At 65.2% G+C, this 20615-nt stretch carries 15 protein-coding genes and 1 tRNA gene; 4 read left to right on the forward strand and 12 right to left on the reverse strand.

The window, feature by feature from the left end; genetic code table 11:
* Position 1 precedes the first annotated feature (1 nt).
* Genes AC2YHB_RS07875 through AC2YHB_RS07885 form a run of 3 tightly spaced genes read right to left on the reverse strand, consistent with a single transcriptional unit; the run spans position 2 to position 3411 of the window.
* Complete coding sequence (locus tag AC2YHB_RS07875; protein WP_487353810.1) at positions 2–1216, reverse strand: efflux RND transporter periplasmic adaptor subunit; 1215 nt, start codon at positions 1214–1216, stop codon at positions 2–4.
* 48 nt (positions 1217–1264) lie between these two features.
* A complete protein-coding gene (locus tag AC2YHB_RS07880; protein ID WP_207006213.1) occupies positions 1265–2695 on the reverse strand; it encodes a sensor histidine kinase in 1431 nt (476 codons plus the stop codon).
* Entirely contained in the window at positions 2695–3411 is a 717-nt protein-coding gene (locus tag AC2YHB_RS07885) for a response regulator transcription factor (RefSeq protein ID WP_036546396.1), read from the reverse strand. The genes AC2YHB_RS07880 and AC2YHB_RS07885 overlap by 1 nt, the downstream gene beginning before the upstream one ends.
* A 115-nt stretch (positions 3412–3526) precedes the next feature.
* Between AC2YHB_RS07885 and AC2YHB_RS07890 the strand changes: the two genes are divergently transcribed.
* Positions 3527–3940, forward strand: a complete 414-nt coding sequence (locus AC2YHB_RS07890) for a hypothetical protein (RefSeq protein WP_487353741.1) — start codon at positions 3527–3529, stop codon at positions 3938–3940.
* Positions 3941–3943: 3 nt separating this feature from the next.
* On the opposite strand, the gene AC2YHB_RS07895 is transcribed toward AC2YHB_RS07890, so the two are convergent.
* The 4 genes from AC2YHB_RS07895 to AC2YHB_RS07910 form a co-directional block, all read right to left on the reverse strand.
* Positions 3944–5653 (reverse strand): sulfatase-like hydrolase/transferase, encoded by a 1710-nt coding sequence (locus AC2YHB_RS07895; RefSeq protein ID WP_487353742.1) that lies wholly within the window; start codon positions 5651–5653, stop codon positions 3944–3946.
* 2 nt (positions 5654–5655) lie between these two features.
* Entirely contained in the window at positions 5656–7389 is a 1734-nt protein-coding gene (locus tag AC2YHB_RS07900) for a sulfatase-like hydrolase/transferase (RefSeq protein WP_487353743.1), read from the reverse strand.
* A gap of 128 nt (positions 7390–7517) precedes the next feature.
* Positions 7518–8381, reverse strand: coding sequence for a helix-turn-helix domain-containing protein (locus AC2YHB_RS07905; protein ID WP_036546400.1), 864 nt, complete (start codon positions 8379–8381; stop codon positions 7518–7520).
* Positions 8382–8697: 316 nt separating this feature from the next.
* The gene (locus AC2YHB_RS07910; protein WP_487353744.1) at positions 8698–9015 is read right to left on the reverse strand and encodes a hypothetical protein; all 318 of its coding nucleotides are present in this window, start codon (positions 9013–9015) and stop codon (positions 8698–8700) included.
* Between the two features lie 683 nt (positions 9016–9698).
* Here AC2YHB_RS07910 and AC2YHB_RS07915 point away from each other — a divergent pair.
* Positions 9699–10148 carry a hypothetical protein gene (locus AC2YHB_RS07915; RefSeq protein ID WP_487353745.1) on the forward strand — a complete coding sequence of 150 codons (450 nt, stop codon included), beginning with the start codon at positions 9699–9701 and terminating at the stop codon, positions 10146–10148.
* 1420 nt (positions 10149–11568) lie between these two features.
* Positions 11569–12663 (forward strand): hypothetical protein, encoded by a 1095-nt coding sequence (locus AC2YHB_RS07920; RefSeq protein WP_487353746.1) that lies wholly within the window; start codon positions 11569–11571, stop codon positions 12661–12663.
* A gap of 370 nt (positions 12664–13033) precedes the next feature.
* Here AC2YHB_RS07920 and AC2YHB_RS07925 read toward each other — a convergent pair whose 3' ends face one another.
* The 4 genes from AC2YHB_RS07925 to AC2YHB_RS07940 form a co-directional block, all read right to left on the reverse strand.
* Positions 13034–13741, reverse strand: coding sequence for an AlbA family DNA-binding domain-containing protein (locus AC2YHB_RS07925; protein ID WP_487353747.1), 708 nt, complete (start codon positions 13739–13741; stop codon positions 13034–13036).
* A 62-nt stretch (positions 13742–13803) separates the two neighbouring features.
* Positions 13804–15720: a GmrSD restriction endonuclease domain-containing protein gene (locus AC2YHB_RS07930; RefSeq protein ID WP_487353748.1), complete on the reverse strand. Its 1917-nt coding sequence runs from the start codon at positions 15718–15720 to the stop codon at positions 13804–13806.
* Between the two features lie 665 nt (positions 15721–16385).
* A complete protein-coding gene (locus tag AC2YHB_RS07935) occupies positions 16386–17018 on the reverse strand; it encodes a hypothetical protein (protein WP_487353749.1) in 633 nt (210 codons plus the stop codon).
* A gap of 23 nt (positions 17019–17041) precedes the next feature.
* Complete coding sequence (locus tag AC2YHB_RS07940) at positions 17042–18658, reverse strand: RNA-directed DNA polymerase (RefSeq protein ID WP_487353750.1); 1617 nt, start codon at positions 18656–18658, stop codon at positions 17042–17044.
* 382 nt (positions 18659–19040) lie between these two features.
* On the opposite strand from AC2YHB_RS07940, the gene AC2YHB_RS07945 reads away from it, so the two are divergent.
* Complete coding sequence (locus AC2YHB_RS07945; protein ID WP_487353751.1) at positions 19041–20369, forward strand: tyrosine-type recombinase/integrase; 1329 nt, start codon at positions 19041–19043, stop codon at positions 20367–20369.
* Positions 20370–20506: 137 nt separating this feature from the next.
* Here AC2YHB_RS07945 and AC2YHB_RS07950 read toward each other — a convergent pair.
* Positions 20507–20582: transfer RNA gene (locus AC2YHB_RS07950), tRNA-Asn, on the reverse strand.
* Positions 20583–20615 lie beyond the last annotated feature (33 nt).

Consider the following 20615-nt stretch of genomic DNA (forward strand, 5'->3'; position numbering starts at 1 on the left):
GTCACTGCGGGGCTCCCGGGAAGCCGCCCTGGCCGCCACCGGGGAAGCCGCCGCCGTCCTGCATCCGCTCCTGCATCTGGCGCTGGAACTCCTGCATCTGCTCGTCACCGCCCGAGCCGCCGGGACCCGCGAAGCCGGGCACCTGGACGACATCGCCCTCGGCCAGGCCGGAGGTGACCTCGGTGACCAGGCCGGAGGTCTCACCGGTCTCGACGGTGACCCGCTCGGTGGCGCCCGTGGTGCTGTCGGTGACCTTCTCGACGTACGTCGTGTCGCCGTCGGTCCGGAGCGCCCGGCTGTCGACGGTGAGGACGTCGGCGCGCTGGCTGACGACGACGGCGACGTCGGCGGAGGTGCCGGCGTAGAGGTCGTCGCGCTCGCCCGTCACCTCGATCGTCACGGGGAAGGCCGCGGCTCCGGAGGAGTCGGTCTCGGCGACGAGGCCGACCTCGGCGACCGTGCCGTACACCGTCTCGTCGATCCCGCTCACCGTGACCTCGGCCTGCATGCCCTTCTCGACCTTCGCCACGTCGCTGCTGGAGACGGTGGCGTCGACGACGAAGTGCCCGGTCGAGACGACGGTGATCGTGCCGCTGGAGGTGTCGCTGCCCGTCGAGGTGGACGTCGTGCCGGTGCTGGGCTGGCCCGACTCGCTCGAGCCGGCACTGTCGCCGACCTCGATGCCGACATCGGTCACCGTGCCGGCGATGGTCGAGCGGAGGACCGCGTCGTCGACGGCGTCCTGCGCCTCGGCGAGGCTCGACTCCGCGGCGAGGACCGCCGCCTCGTCGGCCGCCAGCTGCACGTCGGAGGCACCGTCGGAGACGTGCTCGGACCGGGCGGACTCGGCAGCGTCCAGCGAGCTCTGCGCGGCCTCCAGCTCCGCCTGGAGCACGTCGTCGTCGACCCGCGCCAGCCGCTGGCCCTTCTTCACGGTGTCGCCGGGCTCGACGAGCACCCTGGTGACGGTGCCGCTGACGTCGAAGGAGAGGTCGGCGGTCGTCGCGGCCGCCACCGTGCCGCTGGCCGTCACGGTCTGCTTCAGCGTCTGCGTCGACACCGTCGCCGTCGTCGTGGACGCCGCGGCCGGCTCGTCGCCGCGCAGCAGCAGCCAGGCCCCGGCGAGGCCGGCGACGACCACCAGCGCGGAGAGGACCAGGACCAGTCGCCGGGGCCGGCGCCACGGCGGACGCGCCCGGTGCAGCAGCTTTCTCATCACGGCCCCGACCCTGTCGGCCGCGACTGTGCCGCTCGTCTGGTCGACCTATGAGGACGCTGTGAGCCGCACCCGTACGACGGTGTCGCCCGGCACGCTGGCCAGCGTCACGTGGCCGCCGTGCGCCGCCACGATGGCCTGCACCAGCGCCAGGCCGAGGCCGACGCCGTCCGACCGGTGCCGGGATGCGTCGCCGCGGGTGAACCGCTCGAACGCCGTACCGACGAGGTCGGCGGGGAAGCCGGGGCCGTCGTCGTGGACGTCGAAGCCGTCGGGCCGCGCGGTCACCGTGACCACGGTGCCGGCCGGGGTGTACTTGCGGGCGTTGCCCAGCAGGTTGGTGACCACCTGGTGCAGGCGGTGCCGGTCACCGGTCACCTCGATCGGCTCGCCGTCGTCGGGCAGCACGATCTGCCACCGGTGGTCCGGCGCGACGACGCGGGCGTCGTCGACCGCCTCGAGCAGCAGCCGGGTCAGGTCGACGGGCTCGGCCTCGAGCGGCCGGCCGGCGTCGAGGCGCGCCAGCAGCAGCAGATCCTCGACGAGCGCGGTCATCCGGCCCGCCTCCTCCTGCACCTTGGCCAGCGCGACCGCCGCCGTGTCCGCGTCGCCCTGCCTGCGCGCGAGCTCGGTGTAGCCGGCGATGGTGGTCAGCGGGGTGCGCAGCTCGTGCGAGGCGTCGGCGACGAACTGCCGCACCTGCTGCTCGCTGCGGTGCCGGGCCGACAGCGACGACTCGACGTGCGCGAGCAGCTGGTTGAGCGCGAGGCCGACCTGGCCGGCCTCGGTGCGTGGGTCGGTCAGGTGGGCCGGCACCCGTTCGGTGACGCCGATCTCACCCTCGTCGAGGGGCAGCTCGGCCACGGCGTGGGCGGTGGCGGCGACCTCGGTCAGCGGCCGCAGCTGGCGGCGTACGACGGCGGTGCCGGCCAGCGCCGCGGCGAGGATCCCGAGCAGGGCGAGCGCGACCTCCCACCGGACGAGGGAGAGGGTGGCTTCGTCGACGTCGTCGGTCGGGAGGCCCGCGAGGACCTCGCCGCCGGTGTCGGTGCGGGCCGCCATCACCCGATAGGTGCCGTGCCCCGGCACCTCGATCGTCTCGGCGTGGTCGTCGACAGCCGAACGCAGTGCGTCGATCGTGGCGTCGTCGAGCGAGGTGAACTCGCCACGCTCGGAGACGACGAACCCCACGTCTCCGGCGTCGGTGTAGAAGACGCTCAGCAGTCCGGGCTGCCCGAAGAATCGCCGTCCGCCGTCGTCGCCCCCAGGGATGGCCGGCGGACGGTTGCCCACGCCGACGCCCGGTCCGCCCGCCGTTCGGCTCACGGCACCCCGGACGTCGTTGTCGAGCCGGTCCATCAGCCAGGCCCGCATCCCGAGGGTGGTGACCGCACCGATCAGCAGCGAGACCACCGCGACCAGCGCGACGGCGGTCACGACCAGCCGCGAGGTGAGCGAGCGCGGGAGGAGGCGCGGCATCAGCCCGCCGGCTTCAGCACGTAGCCCGCGCCCCGCATGGTGTGGATCATCGGCTCGCGACCGGCGTCGATCTTCTTGCGTAGGTAGGAGATGTAGAGCTCGACGACATTGGCCTGGCCGCCGAAGTCGTAGTTCCACACCCGGTCGAGGATCTGCGCCTTGCTCAGCACGCGGCGCGGGTTGCGCATCAGGTAGCGCAGCAGCTCGAACTCGGTGTGGGTGAGGCTGACCTGGTCGCCGCCACGGGTCACCTCGTGGCTGTCCTCGTCGAGGACGAGGTCGCCGACGACGAGCGTCGAGCGGCTCTGCTCGACGGCCGAGCCGGCACGCCGGACCAGGGCCCGCAGCCGGGCCACGAGCTCCTCCAGCGAGAACGGCTTGGTCACGTAGTCGTCGCCGCCGGCAGTGAGGCCGGCGACCCGGTCCTCCACGGCGTCGCGGGCGGTGAGGAAGAGGACCGGGACCGACGGGTCGTCGGCACGGATCCGGCGCAGGACCTCCATGCCGTCGTAGTCGGGCAGCATCATGTCGAGGACCACGACGTCAGGGCCCTGCCCGCGCACCGCCGCGACCGCCTCGCCGCCGGTGTGGGCGGTCTCCACCGCCCAGCCCTCGTAGCGCAGCGCCATCGCGACGAGCTCGGCGATGTTGACCTCGTCGTCGACGACGAGGGCGCGCAGCGGGGTTCCGTCCGGGCGGGTGGCGGTCTCGGTCATGGTCACAGACTGTGCCACCAACCTGTGCCGTTGCTGTGAGTCGCTTGTGCGGGAGGAAAGGACTTCCATCGCTGGGCCACAGGTTCGCCACAGGAGTCGCGCGCATGCTGCTGGCATGAGCGACGACGAGAAGCCCGCGCCCCAGGGCGCTCCCGAGCAGGTCCCCCCGCCGGTCCCGGCTGCCGAGCCGGTCGCGGCTGCCGAGCCGGTGCCGGCGGCCGGCCCCGTCCCGACGAAGGTCCGGTGGCGCGAGCGCGCCTTCACGCTCCGCTCACTCGTGGCTGTCGCCCTCGCCGGGGTGGTCATCGGCGCCGGCGCAGGGGTCGCGACGACGCTGCTGGTCGACGACGACCACGGCGACGGACCGGGCCGGCACTGGATGGACGGTCCCGGCCGGGGCGGCTTCCCCGGGCCGGGTGGCCCCGGCCGGGGCGACCGGCCGGACTTCGTGCCCCCGGGCCAGCAGGGCCAGCCGCAGGACCAGCAACAGGACCAGCCGCAGGACGACCAGAGTCCGAGCACCAGCTGATGTCTACCAGCCGTACGCCGCCCGGATGGCCTTCCAGTACGCGCTGGTCGTGCGCCGGTTGGTGCCGGCGTCCGCGGCGAGCCCGTCGGGCAACGGCGTGCGGCACGACGCGCCGCTGCAGTCCTTGAGCTGGGTCCACAGCCCGTCCATCGTCGCGCGGACGGCGGCGTACGCCGGGTCGGCGTAGACGTTGCGGTCCTGGCGGGGGTCGAGGAGCAGGTCGTACAGCTCGCCCCCGTCGCGGTAGCGGGTGAAGCTGTAGCGCGAGGTGCGGATGCCGACGCTGGAGCGGCGGTCGGTGAAGTCGGGGTTGCGCCCCCGGGCGGTGTTGATCGCCTCGGTCACGATCGGGGTCGACCAGCCCCGGTCGCCGTACAGCATCGAGCGCCAGCGGCTGACGCCGTCGGCCGTGCGGGGCGCGCTGGCGTCGGCCGCGTCGAGCAGGGTCGCGGTCAGGTCGACGGTGGAGACCGGGTCGTAGCGCCGCTCCCCCGTCCGCATGCCCGGGCCGGTCACGAGCAGCGGCACCCGCAGCGACGGCTCGTGGGCGAAGACCTTGCGCATCGCCATGTCGTGCTCGCCGAGGATCAGGCCGTTGTCGGAGGTGAACACGAAGACCGTGTCGGCCCACTCCCCCGACCGCTTCAGCTCCCGGACGAGCCGGCCGATGTTGCGGTCCATCACGTAGACCGCCTCGGCCCGCTGCCGGGTCGCCCGCAGGATCGCCCGCCGCGCCCGTGGCCCGAGGTGGTCGGAGCGGGCCAGGATCGAGGGCGGCTTGTCGCTGAGGTCGCTCTCGATCGGCTCACCGGTGCGGGCGACGCCGGAGGCGCGCCGGACCAGGTCGTCGAAGCGGCCCTTGACCCAGTTCGGGCGGGCCGGGGTGACCACCTCGACGAGGTTGCCCTCCGTCCCCCGCACGTCGCGCGGGTCGTCGGACTCGAAGGGCGCGCCGTGGTGCGGCGCGACGTAGTTGACGTACATGAGGAACGGCGCGCGCCGGGCGGAGAAGCGCCGCGCCATCCCGACCGACAGGTCGCCGACGACATCGGACTGGTAGCGCCCGCGGTAGTCGGTGACGACCCGGCCGTTCACGTTGAACGGCGTGTTGAAGTAGTTGTAGGTGCCGCCGCCGTACTCGCCGCGGCCGTTGTTCTCGATCGCCGCGCGCCAGTCCGTCCAGCCGTTCGGGACGTAGCGGGTGGACAGCTCGCCGCTCACCCGGGAGCGGTCGCCGCCGTAGCCGTTGAGGTACTTGCCGATGAAGCCCGTGCGGTAGCCCTCTGCCCGCATCGAGGTGGCCAGGGTGCGCGAGTCGTCGAACGAGCCGTAGCCGTAGGGCGCGTCGTGCCAGTAGACCTCGTGGTTGTGGGCGTAGCGACCGGTCAGGAAGGACGCGCGCGCCGGGCAGCACAGCGGGTACGGCGAGAAGGCGTTCTCGTAGGTCAGTCCCTGTCGCGCCACGAGCCGCCGGAGGTTCGGGGCGAAGGCCAGGTCGTCGACGCGCATGTCGTCGGCCATGACGACCACGACATTGGGCCGTCGAGGGGGCGGGACCTCGCGGGGCGCCGGGTCGGGGGCGCCCACCCGCGCCTTCGCGGGGGCGCCGGCCTCCGGCGCGCTGCCCGGCATCGTGGCTGCGGTCGACGCCGCCACCAGCGCGACCAGGAGCACGACGGCGACGAGGACCGGGCGGAGCCGGTTCGCCGGCACGGTCAGTCCTCCCAGCCGTACGCGGCGTCGATCGCGGCCCAGTAGGCGTCGGTGTCGATGCGGTCCTGCTTCGGACCGGCCGCGAGCACCTTCGGCAGGCGGGGCGCGCACGCCCGCCCGGCACAGTCCTTGATCGTGGGCCACAGCCGGTCGAGCGCGCGTCGTACGGCGGCGTACGACGGGTCGTCGGCGACGTTGGTGTCCTCGCGCGGGTCCTCGACGAGGTCGTAGAGCTCGGCGTCACCGCCGCGGTAGCGGGTGTAGGAGTAGCGGCTCACCCGGATCCCGATCGTGCTGCGCAGGTCGGTGAAGAGCGGATCGCGCCCGCGGGCCGTGAAGACCGCCTCGGTCACGACGGGCGTCGACCAGCCCTGGTCGCCGTGCACCAGGGTCGGGACGCGGCTGGTCCCGTCCGCGAGGTGCGGGGCCTTCGCGTCCGCGAGGTCGAGGATGGTCGCGGTGAGGTCGACGGTCGTGATCGGGTCGTACCTCTTCTGGGCGGTCCGCAGTCCGGGTCCCGTCACGAGCATGGGCACCCGCAGGGACGGCTCGTGCGCGCGGACCTTGGTCATGCCCAGGCCGTGCTCGCCGATGATCATGCCGTTGTCGGAGGTGAACGCGAAGACGGTCCGGTCCCAGGCGCCCGAGCGCTGCAGCTCACCGACGAGACGGGCGATATTGCGGTCCATCACGTAGACGGCCTCGGCCCGGCGCCGGGTGGCGTACAGCAGGGCCGCCTTCGCCTCGTCGCCCTCGGGCTGGAAGCGCTGCTGCAGCGCCTTCGGCTTGTCGCTGACGTCGGTCTCGATCGGCTCGCCGGTCTTCGCGACCCCCGACGCCCGGTCGATCCGGTCGTCGAACTTGCCGCGCACCCAGTCCGGCACCGCCGGCGTCACGACGCTGAGCTCGTGGCCGTTCTCGTCGTGGACGACATCGGGCTCGTCCTCGGCGTTCGGGATGCCGTGGTGGGGCGCGACGTAGTTGACGAACATGAAGAACGGCGAGCGCCGCTTGGCGAACCTGCGGGCCATGTCGACGGAGAAGTCGCCGATCACGTCGCTCTGGTAGATGCCGCGGTAGCCGTTGTCGATCCGGCCGTTCACGTTGAACGGGGTGTCCATGTAGTCGTAGGTGTTGCCGTGGATGTCGGAGTCGCCCGGTGGCTCCACGGCGGCGCGCCAGTCGTCCCAGCCCTCCGGCACGTACGTCGCCGACGGCTCGTCGGTCACCTTGGAGCGGGCCAGGCCGTAGCGGTTGAGGTACTTGCCGATGAAGCCGGTGCGGTAGCCGGCCTCGCTGAGCGAGGTCGCGATCGTGCGGGAGTCGTCGAAGGCGCCGTACCCGTAGGGCGGGTCGTGCCACCACACCTTGTGGTTGTGGGCGTACTGACCGGTGAGGAAGGAGGCACGCGCCGGGCAGCACAGCGGGAACGGCGAGAAGGAGTTCTCGAAGCTGACGCCGTGCTCCGCGATCAGCTTGCGCAGGTTGGGGGCGAAGGCGAGGTCGTCGACCCGCATGTCGTCGGCCATGACCAGGACGACATTGGGGCGCTCGGGCAGGGTCGCCGGCCCCGCGTCCGCCCCGGAGGCGTCCACGGTGGGCTTCGGGCCGGAGAACTCCGGCTCCGGAGGACCCGGGCGGGCCGTGCTGCCTCCCGAGTGGGCGAGCAGCGTCATGAGCAGGGTGACCACGACGCCGACCCCCACGGCGACGCCCCACACCCGGACGACCGACACCCGCATTGTTCTCTTGTCCCTCCGACTGAACCGAGTCGCCACCCTACGGTGGGGAAGACGCTCCGGAGGGCGTTTCGGTTGCGTTCCGATCGGAGTGGGAGGGAAATCCTCCCGGCACCGCGACGGCGTCAGTCCCAGTGCCAGCGGATGCCGAGCGTGCCCGGCCCGAAGCCCGTGACCGTGCGGCTGACGCTGGCGCCGAAGGTCTCGAGCTCGGTGACCTGCTCCTCGCCGTCGATGACCGTGTAGTACTCGCAGCGGGCCGGGACCAGGTCGGGGTGGAAGCGGATCCACAGGCTGACCGAGGTCATCTTCCGCACGGCCCAGTAGAAGTAGCAGTTGTCGTCGGGATCAGGGGTCCGGTACGCGACCTCCTGCTCCAGCAGCGCGGTCTCCCCGGCCACCAGCGGCCGGTCCAGGATCATCTCCCCCACGACGATGCCGCGCTCGCGGTCGTGGTGGAGCTGGCCGAGGCGGTAGCCCCCGAGGGGCGTGATCTGCGGGGTCTCCGCGCCCGGCCGCACCGTCAGCACGCTCGCCCGCCGGTCGGCGTGGGCATGGATCGACTCGACCACGACGACGTACGTCGACCGGATGGGTGCGCCGTCGGGCCCGAGCTCGTACTTGAGGGTGACCTCGCGGTCGATCAGGCGGTCCGAGGGCGAGCGGAAGCCGAGCTCGCCGAGCAGGTCGCGGATCCGCTCGTGGTCCTCGCTGAGGTCGGCCAGCAGGTTGGGCGCGACCCGGTGCCGGCGGCGCTCGAGCAGGCTCTCCAGCTCACCGGGGTCCAGCTGCAGGATCTGCTCGATCTCGGCGAGCGCGCGCAGCGAGCCCTCCTGCTCCGGCTCGCGCTGGCCCGAGCGCCAGTAGCTCAGCGTGGCGAGGCTGACCCGGGTGCCGCGCGCCTCGAGCGAGCGCTGCAGCGCCCCCAGGCTCATCCCCCGGTCGTCGAGGGCATCGCGGAACGCCGCTCCGAACACACCGTCCGCCATGGCCCCGGACTCTAGCCCGGACGCTGATTGCTGGTGAGCCATCACCGGAATGCGAGAGCCCCGCCGGTCTGACGTGCAGTCCGTGCGGGGCTCGTGGTGGTGCTGGCTCCCCCGATTGGACTCGAACCAATAACCCTGCGAGAACAAGTAGGCAGGTTCACTGTGGGTCACTACAGGCCTTCTGACCTCGCAAAATAGCGAGGATGAGAAGGTTGCGGCTCATCGCCCATCAGGGCGATTCACTACAAATCCGGGGAGTAAGTACGGAACGGGATGAGAGCGGGCCGATACCCCTCCCCCGTACCGACTCGGGAGGTCACGAACGCAAAGACCCAGCACTTCGGACCCGAAGCCACTCTTCCTCCCGGAACGTGGCATCCGGCACCGATACGTTCACTTCAAAGGCCGAACGACTGTCAGTCGGAGCAGCTTTGAAGTCCAGCTTGAAGATGTCGATCTTGAGACTGGGGATCTGGAGCTTGATGGGAACCAGCGCTCTCATGTTCATCATCCGAATGACACGCGGAACATCTCGTGACTCCGCAAACTTGCTGGCAACCTCGTCAGTGAACAGATCCGCCGGGAGGGCGGACCACATTCGCCCAGTCTCGCCAGGGTCCAGGGTGTAGTACACGATCGACTTGTCCGTCGAAGGCGGAAACTCGTACCAAAAGAGCAAACGGCCGCGCTTCGCCGACTTCCCGAACCAACCCACCTGACGTTCCCCACAATCTGATCTCGCGACCGCGGCCCTAAGTCTTGGCTGGGCCTGCGCGGCAAAGCGTCCCATACCGCAAGGGGACGCGCAGGCGTCTCTCCGCACGCCCGGATCCAATCACCAGCACCGAGGCGCTGAGGGCACGCAGGGCTCTTGGTGCTCAGTGGCGCGCTGAGCACGTCGGCAACAGGAGGGCCGGTAGACCGAGGATCCTCATACTCTCGGGAATCCAACCGAGCCCCTGACAGGGCTCCCTCAGCTCAGGGACCGAGCCCCTGCAAGGAAGACGCGTACCGGCGCCATCGGCTCGGTCAGCTCGGAGCGATCGCTGATCGCGCTCAACGTCTATCTGTCACCAACTCGCGCTACGTTTCATCCGCTGCTGCCGAGAGCGGCAGGCGACTACGCTCCTTTGCCGCAAAGGCGATCGAGCTTGGAAGGGCCCTCACGGGGCCCTGGGTCGCCTTCGCCCTTCGGGCCCGGACATGGCTTCACGCTGAGGGCCTGATTCAGAGCCACGGGCGCACAGACCTCACGCGATCACCCCACCAAACCCCCGGTGTCTTCGCCGGGGGTTTCCTCATGCCCGAGGGAGAAAAATGACTCACATAAATAAGACCGAAGACCATAGATCCGCACGCGATGATCCCCGGCAGACCCTCGACCTACTCGACCTCGACGCGCTCGACGGCACCGAACCAGATCCCTTCGGGCAGGCCTGGGCGGCTCACGTGGCCGCGCACGAACTGGCGAGCCCGCTCGACACCAAGGCCCGCGCATTCGCCCTGTTCTACTTCGGGATCCCCCGCAGTGTCCGAAGTGTGACGCTCGCTGCCAGCTCGCTCGGGATCGAGCGCAAGACGGCATCGGCGCGGCTTCGCCGCTGCGAAGCTCTGGGGTGGCTGACCATGGCCGCACCTCCGCTCATGGCGAGGAAGGCGACGTTGCCGAGGGTCTACACGCGCAAGGTCTTCTGGTCTGCCGATCCTTGGTCGGATGCGCTCAGGCTGCCCACGGTCGAGACTGCCGCCCACAGCGCCGTGGCGTAGCTCACGCCAAGACTGTTTCGCTCGCAGGGTCCGGTTTCGTGGCGATTCCGGCATATATGTAAGTGACGGGCCGTGAAAGGCCCGAAGGCCGGAGGTGCTGAGCGCCAGCGGGGAAGACGACAGCTAGGAGCCTTGGCGCTGGAGCAAACACCAAGGGAAGACGGATAACCGGGGCGCTAGACGCAACTGCCCCAAGCACTGCTCAGAGTGTTAGTCACCCTCTCGACCTTTGTCCGCATATCGAATGCAGACATCCATTAATGGCACGCCTATGCTCAAAACCTCAACGTCATGACTCAAGCGCTCAGCGCCGGGTAATAGAACACTGAAGGATTTGCAACCTATAGGGAGCCCCGGAGGGCTCCCTATAACTGAGACCATGAGCGCCAAAGGCTTTGCGCCATGTCCCTCCATTACGACCTTAACACCTAGAGCCTTAAGGAGCCCCCGCAAGGGGCTCCCTTGATCCCCGATGCCCTGAGCCTCAAAGGCTCAGCTCATTCGACTCTGACGCATTCAGTAGTGCCGTCGGAGTTATCGCCGCCGCTTTCGCTAGTTGTAGTGCTAGCACCCGACAGGAAGCGCGTTTGGCGAAGTCGAGCACTGTCGATCCCCTCGCAAGGTCAACTCCTGGGCCTGTTGCGAATTGGAGGATCCAGCGCTCATTTCCTCCGAGTAAGTCGCAGATCGTTGTCTCCTTCCCTTCCGGTCTGCGACTTACTCGGAGCGAACCTCCCTATTCATCACTCACCAATGAGGAATCCTCATGACTACCAATGCGGACAGCGCCACCTACCTGACGACCAGCGAGCTTGCAGAGCGCTGGGGCATGAGTACTGATGCGATCCGCCAACAGCGCTACACGCGCCGAGGGCCCGCGTTCGTTCGGGACCGCTGCCGGTGCGCCAAGTACCCCCTTGCCGAAGTCCTGGCATGGGAGCGCCAGACAGGTCGCGAGCCTGTCGAGCCGTGAGTTCGGAGCCAAGACCGCAAGCGCCGAGCGAACCAACGGCAGTGGCAGGGCGATCCCCCAAGGGATCGCATTCTGCGAAAAGGCTTCACAGGAAGGGGCGGCGAAACCCGGCAGGGTTGCGCCATGACACAGGAGAAAGGAAGGAAATGCATTCAGCGAAAGTGTTTCTCAGCGCCAGCGAGCTGGCTTCCCGCTGGGGAATGTCCACGGGATCGCTAGCCAACTGGCGATCGGAAGGCCGGGGGCCTTCGTTCACAAAGATCGGGACTCGCGTGCTCTATGCGATTCAGACAATCGAGATGTTTGAGAGCCAGAACACGCATCACACAGAGCAAACGCTAGCGCTCGCCGGCTAGCTCGACTCGGGCGATTGCGCTCGGATCATTCCCAAACACCAAGGGGCCCTTTCGAGGGCCCTTTTCTGTTGCCAGAACCAAAGGAGACAACATGGCAAACCACAACTTGAAGTCTGTCAGAGCAATGCTTGGTCGCGCCGAGAGCGCGACTTCCACCAAGGTAGGCGAACTCCGAAAGGGAATCGCTGAGCTCGACGCACGAGAGCGAGAGCTGAGCGCCGAGCTCGTTGAGGTCGCTTCACGTCCCAGCGATATCCGTCAGGCCTGGAGCCGAGGCGACGATATCCCTGCAATCGACTACGTCGAGGCAGAGGCGAATATCGAGCGCGTAGAGGCAATGCTCAGTGGCGTGAGGCAGCGCGCCGCCAAGCTCGAAAAGCAGATCCTTCCGACGAGTTGCGACGTCGCAGAGGCAATGGTGCCCGCCGTGAAGCGGGCACTTCCGGGCGTCGAGGTCTTCGCCACCTTCGCTCCGTCCGACGCTTGGGAGACGATCCCCGAGAGCCTGTATCCCACTGCCGTCATCGCTCAGACCGAGGCGACCCGCGCCAACCATGAGGCAGGTGCGGCATCGGGAAAGGTGGAGATTCACTACTACCGCACCAAGGCCCATCGCCCTCTCGACCTGCGAGAGATCGAGGCTTCCGTCAGCGACTCCGCCACGTCCCTGCGAGCTGGGCAGAATCGCCCCGCTCGGATGGAAGGCGCGAGCACCGGAGTCGATCGGCTCAAGCTCGACGTGTTCAACGTTTTCGGTGAGCTGCCGTTGCTGGCGAGCATTGACGAGCGGAACGCCAAGGGGTTCTCGCTCGTCGCGGCAACCCCATTCGTCAACGCCGAGGCTCCTCGCATCGTTGGCGGGGGCCTCACTCAGACCGCACAGCGCTGGGAGGCCCGAGCCGGACACTTCGCCCTCAGTGGCGGGGCTCCGAGGCTGACCGAACGCACTGACGGCAACGTGCGCACCGTCGAGCTGACCGAGACGCTGGGGCTCCACGTTCTCAAGGGCGAGCTTGCCGACCTGGAGTATCGCCTCCGGGTATCGGCAGAGCGCCAGATCGGTCAGGCCCTTGGTGGGCTCGGTCGCTGCGAGAGCGTCACGCTCGCCGCTCAGGCCCGAGAGAGCAGCGCCAGCCCCTACTACCCCGTTGCCCTGACAGCGACGTTCACGAGCACGGTCGCCTAGCTTCGGCTCGCTCGCCCAAGATGCCCCCGACCCCGCAAGGGTCGGGGGCCTTTCTTGCGTTCTGGCGCGGAATCAGGCCCTCAGCGTGAAGGCCTGACGCGGCTCGGAGCGCCAAAGCCACCAAGGGGCCCACGGGGGCCCTTCCGCGCTCTCGTTCGCCCTTCCAGCAAGGGAGCGACGACGCTACGGCGATCAACGCTGCCTTCCGGTCACGCGACCCTGAAACCGTGGCACGATTAGAGCGGCTATGTACGGGCGGTGCGGGCAACGCAACCGACAGGGTTGCTCCCCCACCCTCGCTGCAGAGACCGCGCCATCTGACACATCGACGCACTGAGACCCACACGGGCCCGGAAGGAGCCTCTCACGCTCACTCCCACCTCAGGATCAAATGTGAATAGAGTCCTGGGAGGTCCAACGAATCCGTCTTCGGTCCATTTCTGACAAAGAATTCGTACGCTTTGTTCTTCTCCCGGCGAACGAAACTCCGCTCCTTGCGCGACATGACCTTCACGTAGTAGATCTGATGAGCATCAACTTCGACCATCTCAGCGCGCAAGTAGGACCGGATCAACTCCCCGTCCGAGAATCTTCCGTCGATCAATCCCCAAAAGTGAAGCTGCCACCTATCCTCGCTCCAACTCTTGAGTTCCAGGTCTCTGGCAATCCCTTCGCACGGATCGCCAAGATCATCAACCCCCACCAGCAGTTCCCCGCCATCTGAATTCAAGAAAGCGGCGACGGTCTTGAGCACTTCTCCCGGAAGATTAGGCAACTCAACAAGACCCTTGCCTTGGGCGAGATGGTGCATTGAAGTCAGCAAAGAAGACTTGAATTCAACTGTTGATGATTCTCCAGCTTCCATCACTTCCCGAGCGCGCTCAGTGTAATCAGATATCGTGACGGGGCGCCTCAAGACCCTCACGTCGTCATATTTTCCATGTTCAATTCCTGGCAACAACTCAAGGTCAAGCGCAGCGACGCGCTCCATAACCGCGCTCGCCGCTGCCAGCGTCCCCCCTTGTGCGCAACCGAGAAGATCCGCCAATTCGGCCAGGGACGTCTCGACTCCGGCCACATAGGCCTGCGAAATTACTGCGGTTACCTCGGGCGAGACTGGTAGATACATCGAAGGGCCTATCAAAGGTAAACATTGCAGCGGTTCAGCAGTTCATCTGATATCGCGCGACCTCGGATCTCCCAGAATTTCTTGGGATCAGCCGTATCTCCCGTTAGAACGTCGAACGCATCCTGGTCGATGAAGTGCGACTGGAGACGGTCCTTTGCCACCCCAAAGCTAACAGCCTTCTCCGAGAGCGCCTGACCAGGCGTCTTCGCACGCCAATCATTGTTGCTCTCCCGAGTAAGCGGCGTCAGATTGGCAACGGACTTCACATAATCGAACTCGGCCTTGTTCGGATTGAGCACGTCCTTGAGAAGTCCGTGCTGATTGCTTGAGCACCAAGCCTGGGGGTAGATGTGGTGCAGTTCGACCGGCTTAGGGCTCGGGAACGTGAGTGAGACGGTGGGATCCAGAAGGTCCACAGAAGGCCGCGTCCGAACCGGCAGCGTTAGCGCCAACCCCAACGCCCCGGCAGGTTTTGAGTGGAGCAACTGCCGGTTTAGTACCTCCTTAACAGGAGGGAGCAGACTAAGATTCCTGCCCAGCAAAGCGTCGGATTCGGCGGCCCAAGAATTGGAAGTCGACGCCTTGGGGCGACGGAACAAAATGTCTCGGAGAACCTTGATATCGGCCGCGCTTTGACTGAGGAAACCCTGGTCATACCTTCCCGTGAGCGCGTTCCTCCAGAAGAAGGCACGGAACAATGCATCCAGTTCCTCGATAGTCCACTGATCATTGAACCTAGCGTCTTCAGCCATGTACCACCGCAGGCCCGCATAGATCGCCACCGAAACCGGATAAGGGCACTCGCTCAGCGGAAAATTTGAACCAGATACGCACTTTTGAAAATCGCCGAGATAGGACGCAAATCCTTGCTGATTAGAAACGACCTGCTTCCAGAACGCCACTGGGGTGGCGAGCAGGTCGCCTGCCTTGAGCGACGTGATGCTTGATTGTTTCTTTCTGCCGCCAACTGCCCTGGGGCTCGGCTTGTCTGACTCAAGGGTCACATAACAAGCCGTGACGGCTTGGGCGATGATTTCGGGTCGGTTGGTACGCGACGCCCAACCGACCGCGCCTTCGAGTTGCCCGAGATCATCAATCCAGTCTCTCAAAGAAATCGGATCCTGCTCCTTTGAGGTGTCGCTATATAGCCAACTATGGAGAAGATCTACGGTCGAAACCTTAGTGCCGGTGGTATTCAAGGTTTCAAATATTTCACAAATATCGCCTAGCGAATAGTCGGCCGGGACAATGTAGACCGCGAGAACCGTCTTATTGATTCCTTCGAAGGCCTTCATCAGGACCGCGTTGCGGCGTTCCAGCTCCTCATCCGCTGGAAGCACCCCGTTGGGGTAGTTACTTTCGTCCTTGATCGCCTGGACGTAGTGCATCCATTGACCCATCAGTCCCTTCGAAGGATCCGTGGCCAAAGGAAACAGCCCCTGGCCCACGCAGACGCTTAGCTGGTCGAGCTTCTTGCTCTTAACCTCGGATTCCTTGTAGTACCGCACGCGCTCTGTCGCTTCTTGTTGAGTCACGTCCAGGTAGAACCGTCCCGAGAAGCGCCTGCGGGAGTCGGTAGCTCGCAAGCCACCGAAAGCCATTGCCAGTGCCGTCGAACGCTGCCGACCATCCAGGACAGCGAAGAACTTGTTCGGCCAGCCCTCGCTCGTTGCGATTCCTACATCAACCGATACCCCGTTTTGCGTGTCTGGGATCGAGACTGGTTCTAGCTTCAGATCACTGTCGTCAGGCTGCTCCCAGAGAGTTGCCATCCCGATCGGACGCGCCTCGATGACCGACAGAACGAGACTCGTTACTTGGGCCTCCGACCATACAAAGTCCCGCTGAAACGAAGGAACAAGCCACGTGTTCGTGCGTAGCCGTTTCAGCAACTCTTCGATGCCGATGGACTCAACTGCAAAGGTCACTCAAGGGGACTCCCCGTCTGTTGTCAGCCGATGTGGCCCTCACAATATATGGATCAAACGTGCACTATCAGCATGACGCGTTTGACTCGTCTTGGGCGAGCAGGCGGCCACTGAGACTGATGGCACCGCACCTCGCGGGTGCAGCCCGCACCGCGCCTAGAAGCTAGGCGCCAAGACAGAGGCCTAGAGGACCCACCGGGGATCAGCAGCCACGACCCTGGAGCTGTACCCATGGGCGGGCTCAGAAGGCCCGCCCATGCGGTGATGCGCCATCCGTCGCATGCCCTACCGGGCGTTGCCCAAAGGCGCACAGTGAACTCACTTCCCGGCTAAAGAAGTCGAGCCCGCCCTCTACGCCTCAGCCCCGTGGCAGATTCCCGTCAGCTATCGACAGCCGGCACGCCCAGCGCTTCCAGTGGGGATGCTCCCTCAACCTGCCCAGGCTCTACAGCGAAACTGCTGCGGCGGCTGTGCCGCCGTGACCGGACGGTCGCTGTCCCGAAAGTCTCCCGATCTCTCTGGGCGGTCACCTGCTAGAAGTCTCTCGGCGGTCGATCCGCGAGATGGACGAGAACGCGGCGTGGCACGAGTCACCGACGCCACTCTGCATTCCGCGAGGGCGCTCTAATCCGCATTGCGGACCAAGGAGTTCGCTGTGCAGATACCTACTGCGATGTGCCTACGTCAGTCATCGCGTTGACCAGACTCTGCATCAGATCTATCCATGAGGCAGCACCGAGATCGCGGGCTAACGATTCCGAAGCGGACGAGAATCGCACCGCACGCCGAGGGTTCACGAGCGTGACCCGCTCAATCTCCTGCCCCCCGGCATACGCCAGCGCCGCATACGTAAGCGCCTGCCTAAAATCGAGGCCACGAAAGCCCCGTTCAACCGTCTTTACCTCGATCAACTCCGCGCTCTGTACAAGATCTCCGAAGGCTGGACCGACTACGCCACAACCCGAAAACCTCGGATGAACGACTGCGTCTTTGATATCGAAAATAAAAGCTCTCGACAGGTTCAACGCCAAGCGTCGAGCCTCATTCAACTCCGCGACACTCAATGGGCTTGTTTCGGTCGAACCAGGCAATTGGTCAAGGAATTTTTTCGCCTTAGCCTCGGGATCTCGGATTCCGGCCGATGAAGTCGCAAGATTGAAGGCCGTTTCCGAGATCAGGGCACTACGACTAGCTTCGCCCGAGCGTTGCACCGGCCTGCCATAGGCACGCTCATTGACATTCACCCATCGGTTGAACTGCTCCAGCGACGGCACCACGATATGCCAAATCGATCCCATGCTCGCGAAGTTCTTTGCCGTAATCAAACCGGAATCTCCCAGCCATTCTGCTGGACTTTTTCGCCCGACCAGTCCGCCACAATTTTGTCAAAGGGAGCGAGCGACTTTTTGGCCTGCTTTCGCCAATGCGAACCCTCATCTCCGAGCGCATAGGACGCGACAAAGAATGCCCTCTGAACCCAGCCGTGCATCGTCGCGTGACGAGACTTAATATCATGCAGCCAATGGTGGGCTTCCCATTTTCCTAGTACGAGCATGATTTCACGCTGGATCTCGGGAGAAGGTCCGCCGGTGTAGCCGTGCGCTCGGTCGAACAACTGCATTAGCAGTGTGCCGTTCTCCTCGGACTCCTTCTGAGCGAGCACGCGGACCATATAGGCCAGGTTTGTCTCGACCTGAGCAATGTAGTTCTGCGAGGTGATCAGGTCGCGAACTGCAGCGTGAATGATCGCCTGGCTCTCCTCCGACAGATCGTTAACGTTCTCACGCACGGCACGCATGACCTGAGGTATGACTGGAGCCAACGTCTCCAGGTTTTCCAGTAGCGAGAACAGCGCCTGCTCCTTAACTGCGTCTGGCATGTGCTTCAACGCCTGCACAAGTTTGCGCGTAAGTGCTTGGTCAACCCGACCTTTAACCAGCTCCGAACGCAGCAACTCCAAGACGTCAAACTCGCTCAACTGAAATTTCAGGTAGTCGTAATCCTCCTCTGCCGTTGGCGAGTAGGGATCGTAATAGAGATGTAGACTCAGAAACTTCTCCGCACTTCCTGGAGACGGATTATGAGGACGGGTCGAGGTAGCGAACTCGGCAGACGTCATGATTCGGGTCTTACTCCGCTGCAATGAGAGGCCCTCGTTCCGCTGCAGCTTCTCCGATAGCAGGGCAATCACACGGTGAGCGTCCTCGGTCGAATCAACAAAAAAGCGATAGTCGTCTGCGTAACGGAGGAACTTCAGCGGGGGATCCTGTACCAGCAATGTCTTGTCCACTGGATCCAACACCAGCTCCGAAAGAATGCGGGATGCGGGCCCCCCGACTGGTAGCCCATAGGAAACGTTCTGACTGAAGGATCCCAGGAGTTTGGTTATCTGTCGGGCACGCTCGCCGCCGGAATCAATATACTTCAGCCCGTTCTCGATTCGATGGTGATACACGCGGGCGTAGAAGTTGGCAATATCTACTGAAACAACAAATTGATGTTTCTCGGCAAGGTCGGAACTTTCCTGCTGGTACTTTAACCAACCATCGCGCTGGAACAGGTCATCGCTCGCTGGATCTGAAATGTCAAGGCGATGAGAGAAAACTACCTTCCGATCCACAGGAACACGCTTCGCTTCAATCTCCTCCGCCAACGAAAGGACGGTGCCAAGATAGAAGGCATTCCAGATTGGCTCAATCTGGGTGGCCCATCGGTATCCGTTGTAACCGAGAGGAGAGAGCGCGGAGTGTAGGACCGGACCAGATTCATTTAGGCGGTCCTCAAAGTTCCCCGAGAGGTCTTGGAGGAGGTCCACGACCTTTTCCCTCGCGTCATAGAGAACGTGGTTTTCGAACGGAAGCGGAAACACATCGGTGTCTCCGAATCGCGCAATGTTTCTCACTGCAAGGTCGAAGTACTTATTTGCTACCAGTGGCACGGGCCGAGGTCTCCTACGTCAGCTGTAATGAGGGACGGGGGCCATCCTGTCGTCTCCGAGCGCCCAGCAGCGGCGTTTCGCACCAGCTCCTGCTCACCCCACTCCAATCAGCCCACCAGGCTCCCGAGCCTGATCGGTCCACGCCGCCAGGACGTCCTGCCACGCCAGAGGCGAGTCGATCACGGCTCACAGGTGCGCTTGCTCCACAGCAAGCAGGCAGCTTCCGCAACAAAGCTCCTCTAAGGCTCACAGGGTGACCCTTTGGTGACAGGACCCGAAACCTCACAACCAATACCCATCACAACGAGCCACTGGAATCTGAGTACCTATTCACTAGAAACCTGCTAACTTCACCCCCGGACGGGCCCGATGGAGGGCCCGGATGACGCGAGCCGCTGAGAGGGAGAGGCGCAACATGGCAAGGCCGAAGCTTCCGCCGTACGAACTGGGTACCGTGACAACAAGGGCGCACCCCACAGCGACGGGAATGCACCAAGCACGCGGCTACTACAACGACGCCAACCATCGGCGTCGTGACGTGACCGCGAGCGGCAAGAGCGCTGCCGCGGCCAAGCGGGCTCTTGCCGCAAAGGTTGCGGCAGCCCGAGACACGCACCGGGGTGGAGACCACCAGCTCAACGAAAGGACGCGGACTGGGACCGCTGTCGCTGTGTGGCTCGACTACGCCAAGCACCGTAAGGACAGCAACGGCAAGAGGCTGAGCGCCAGCACGCTCAATCAGTACGAGGGCAACATTCGGCGCTATGTGACTGGCAGCTCTATCGAGCTGGTGCCGCTTGGGGAGCTGAACAATGTGGCGCGCATCGAGTCCTGGCTATCTGAGATTGCCGACGCCCACGGCGAGGGAGCTGCGACCTCAGCGCGCAAGGTTCTCTCCAACACGCTCGCTCTTGCCGAGCGGCGAGGCGCAATCGCTGCGAGCGTCATGCATCGCGTTGAGACCCCTGGCGCCCGGAAAGGCAGCACCGGGGACCGAAAGTGTTCCGACCCTGACTGCGACTTCGATTGCGGCAGGCGCCACTTGGACACGTCGCGAGCGTTCACCCGTGACGAGCTGGTCACTGTCATGTCTGCCGCCGAGGACAGCAACGCTGACCTTGCTGACCTTCTCGCCTTCCTTTTCGGCACGGGGGCTCGTATCCGCGAGGCCCTTCACTGTGTGTCATGGGCAGACCTCGACCTTGAGGCTCGCACCGTCCGCATTCGGGGCACGAAGACCGAAGCGGCTGACCGCACCGTGATGCTGAGCGACGAGCTTGCTGACAGGCTCGCCAAGCGAGCCGAGACGTTCGGAACCAAGGAGCTCGTGTTCGGCGTGACGCGGTACGAAACCAAGCTCGGACAGCCTCGCGACGTGAGCAACGTGCTCCGCTCTGTTCGGCTCGTATTGACCAAGGCAGGTTGCGACTGGGCCGGCTCGCACTCCTTCCGGCGTACCGTCGCAACGTGGATGGATGACGCTGGCGCTCCCCTGGGAGAGATTGCCTCTCAGCTCGGACATGCAAGCACTGCCGTCACCACGCGCTATCTGGCTCGCAAGCTCGCTCCGACACGGGCGGCATCGGTCATGACGCTGGCGAGCACAGAGGACCAAGAGCCCGAGCCGACCGCGACGCCGAGCGCGACACCCAAGGCGAAGCGGGCGGCACGCCGAGGCGACGGTCCAGACCTCGCGCTCGTCGTGACCTGAGCCCCGCGCCAGAGCCGATCCGCTCGGGATCGGCCGCAATCTGGGGAATAGGTGGGGAATAGCCCTCCGGCACCGATCCCAACAGAAAGAGCCTCCGACCTGTCTGTGCAGGTCAGAGGCTCTTTTAGGTTTTCTGTTGGCTCCCCCGATTGGACTCGAACCAATAACCCTGCGATTAACAGTCGCATGCTCTGCCAGTTGAGCTACGGGGGATTGCTGGGCCCGGCCCGGGGGCCGTGCAGCGGG

Source organism: Nocardioides sp. SRI_004, from assembly GCF_057586415.1.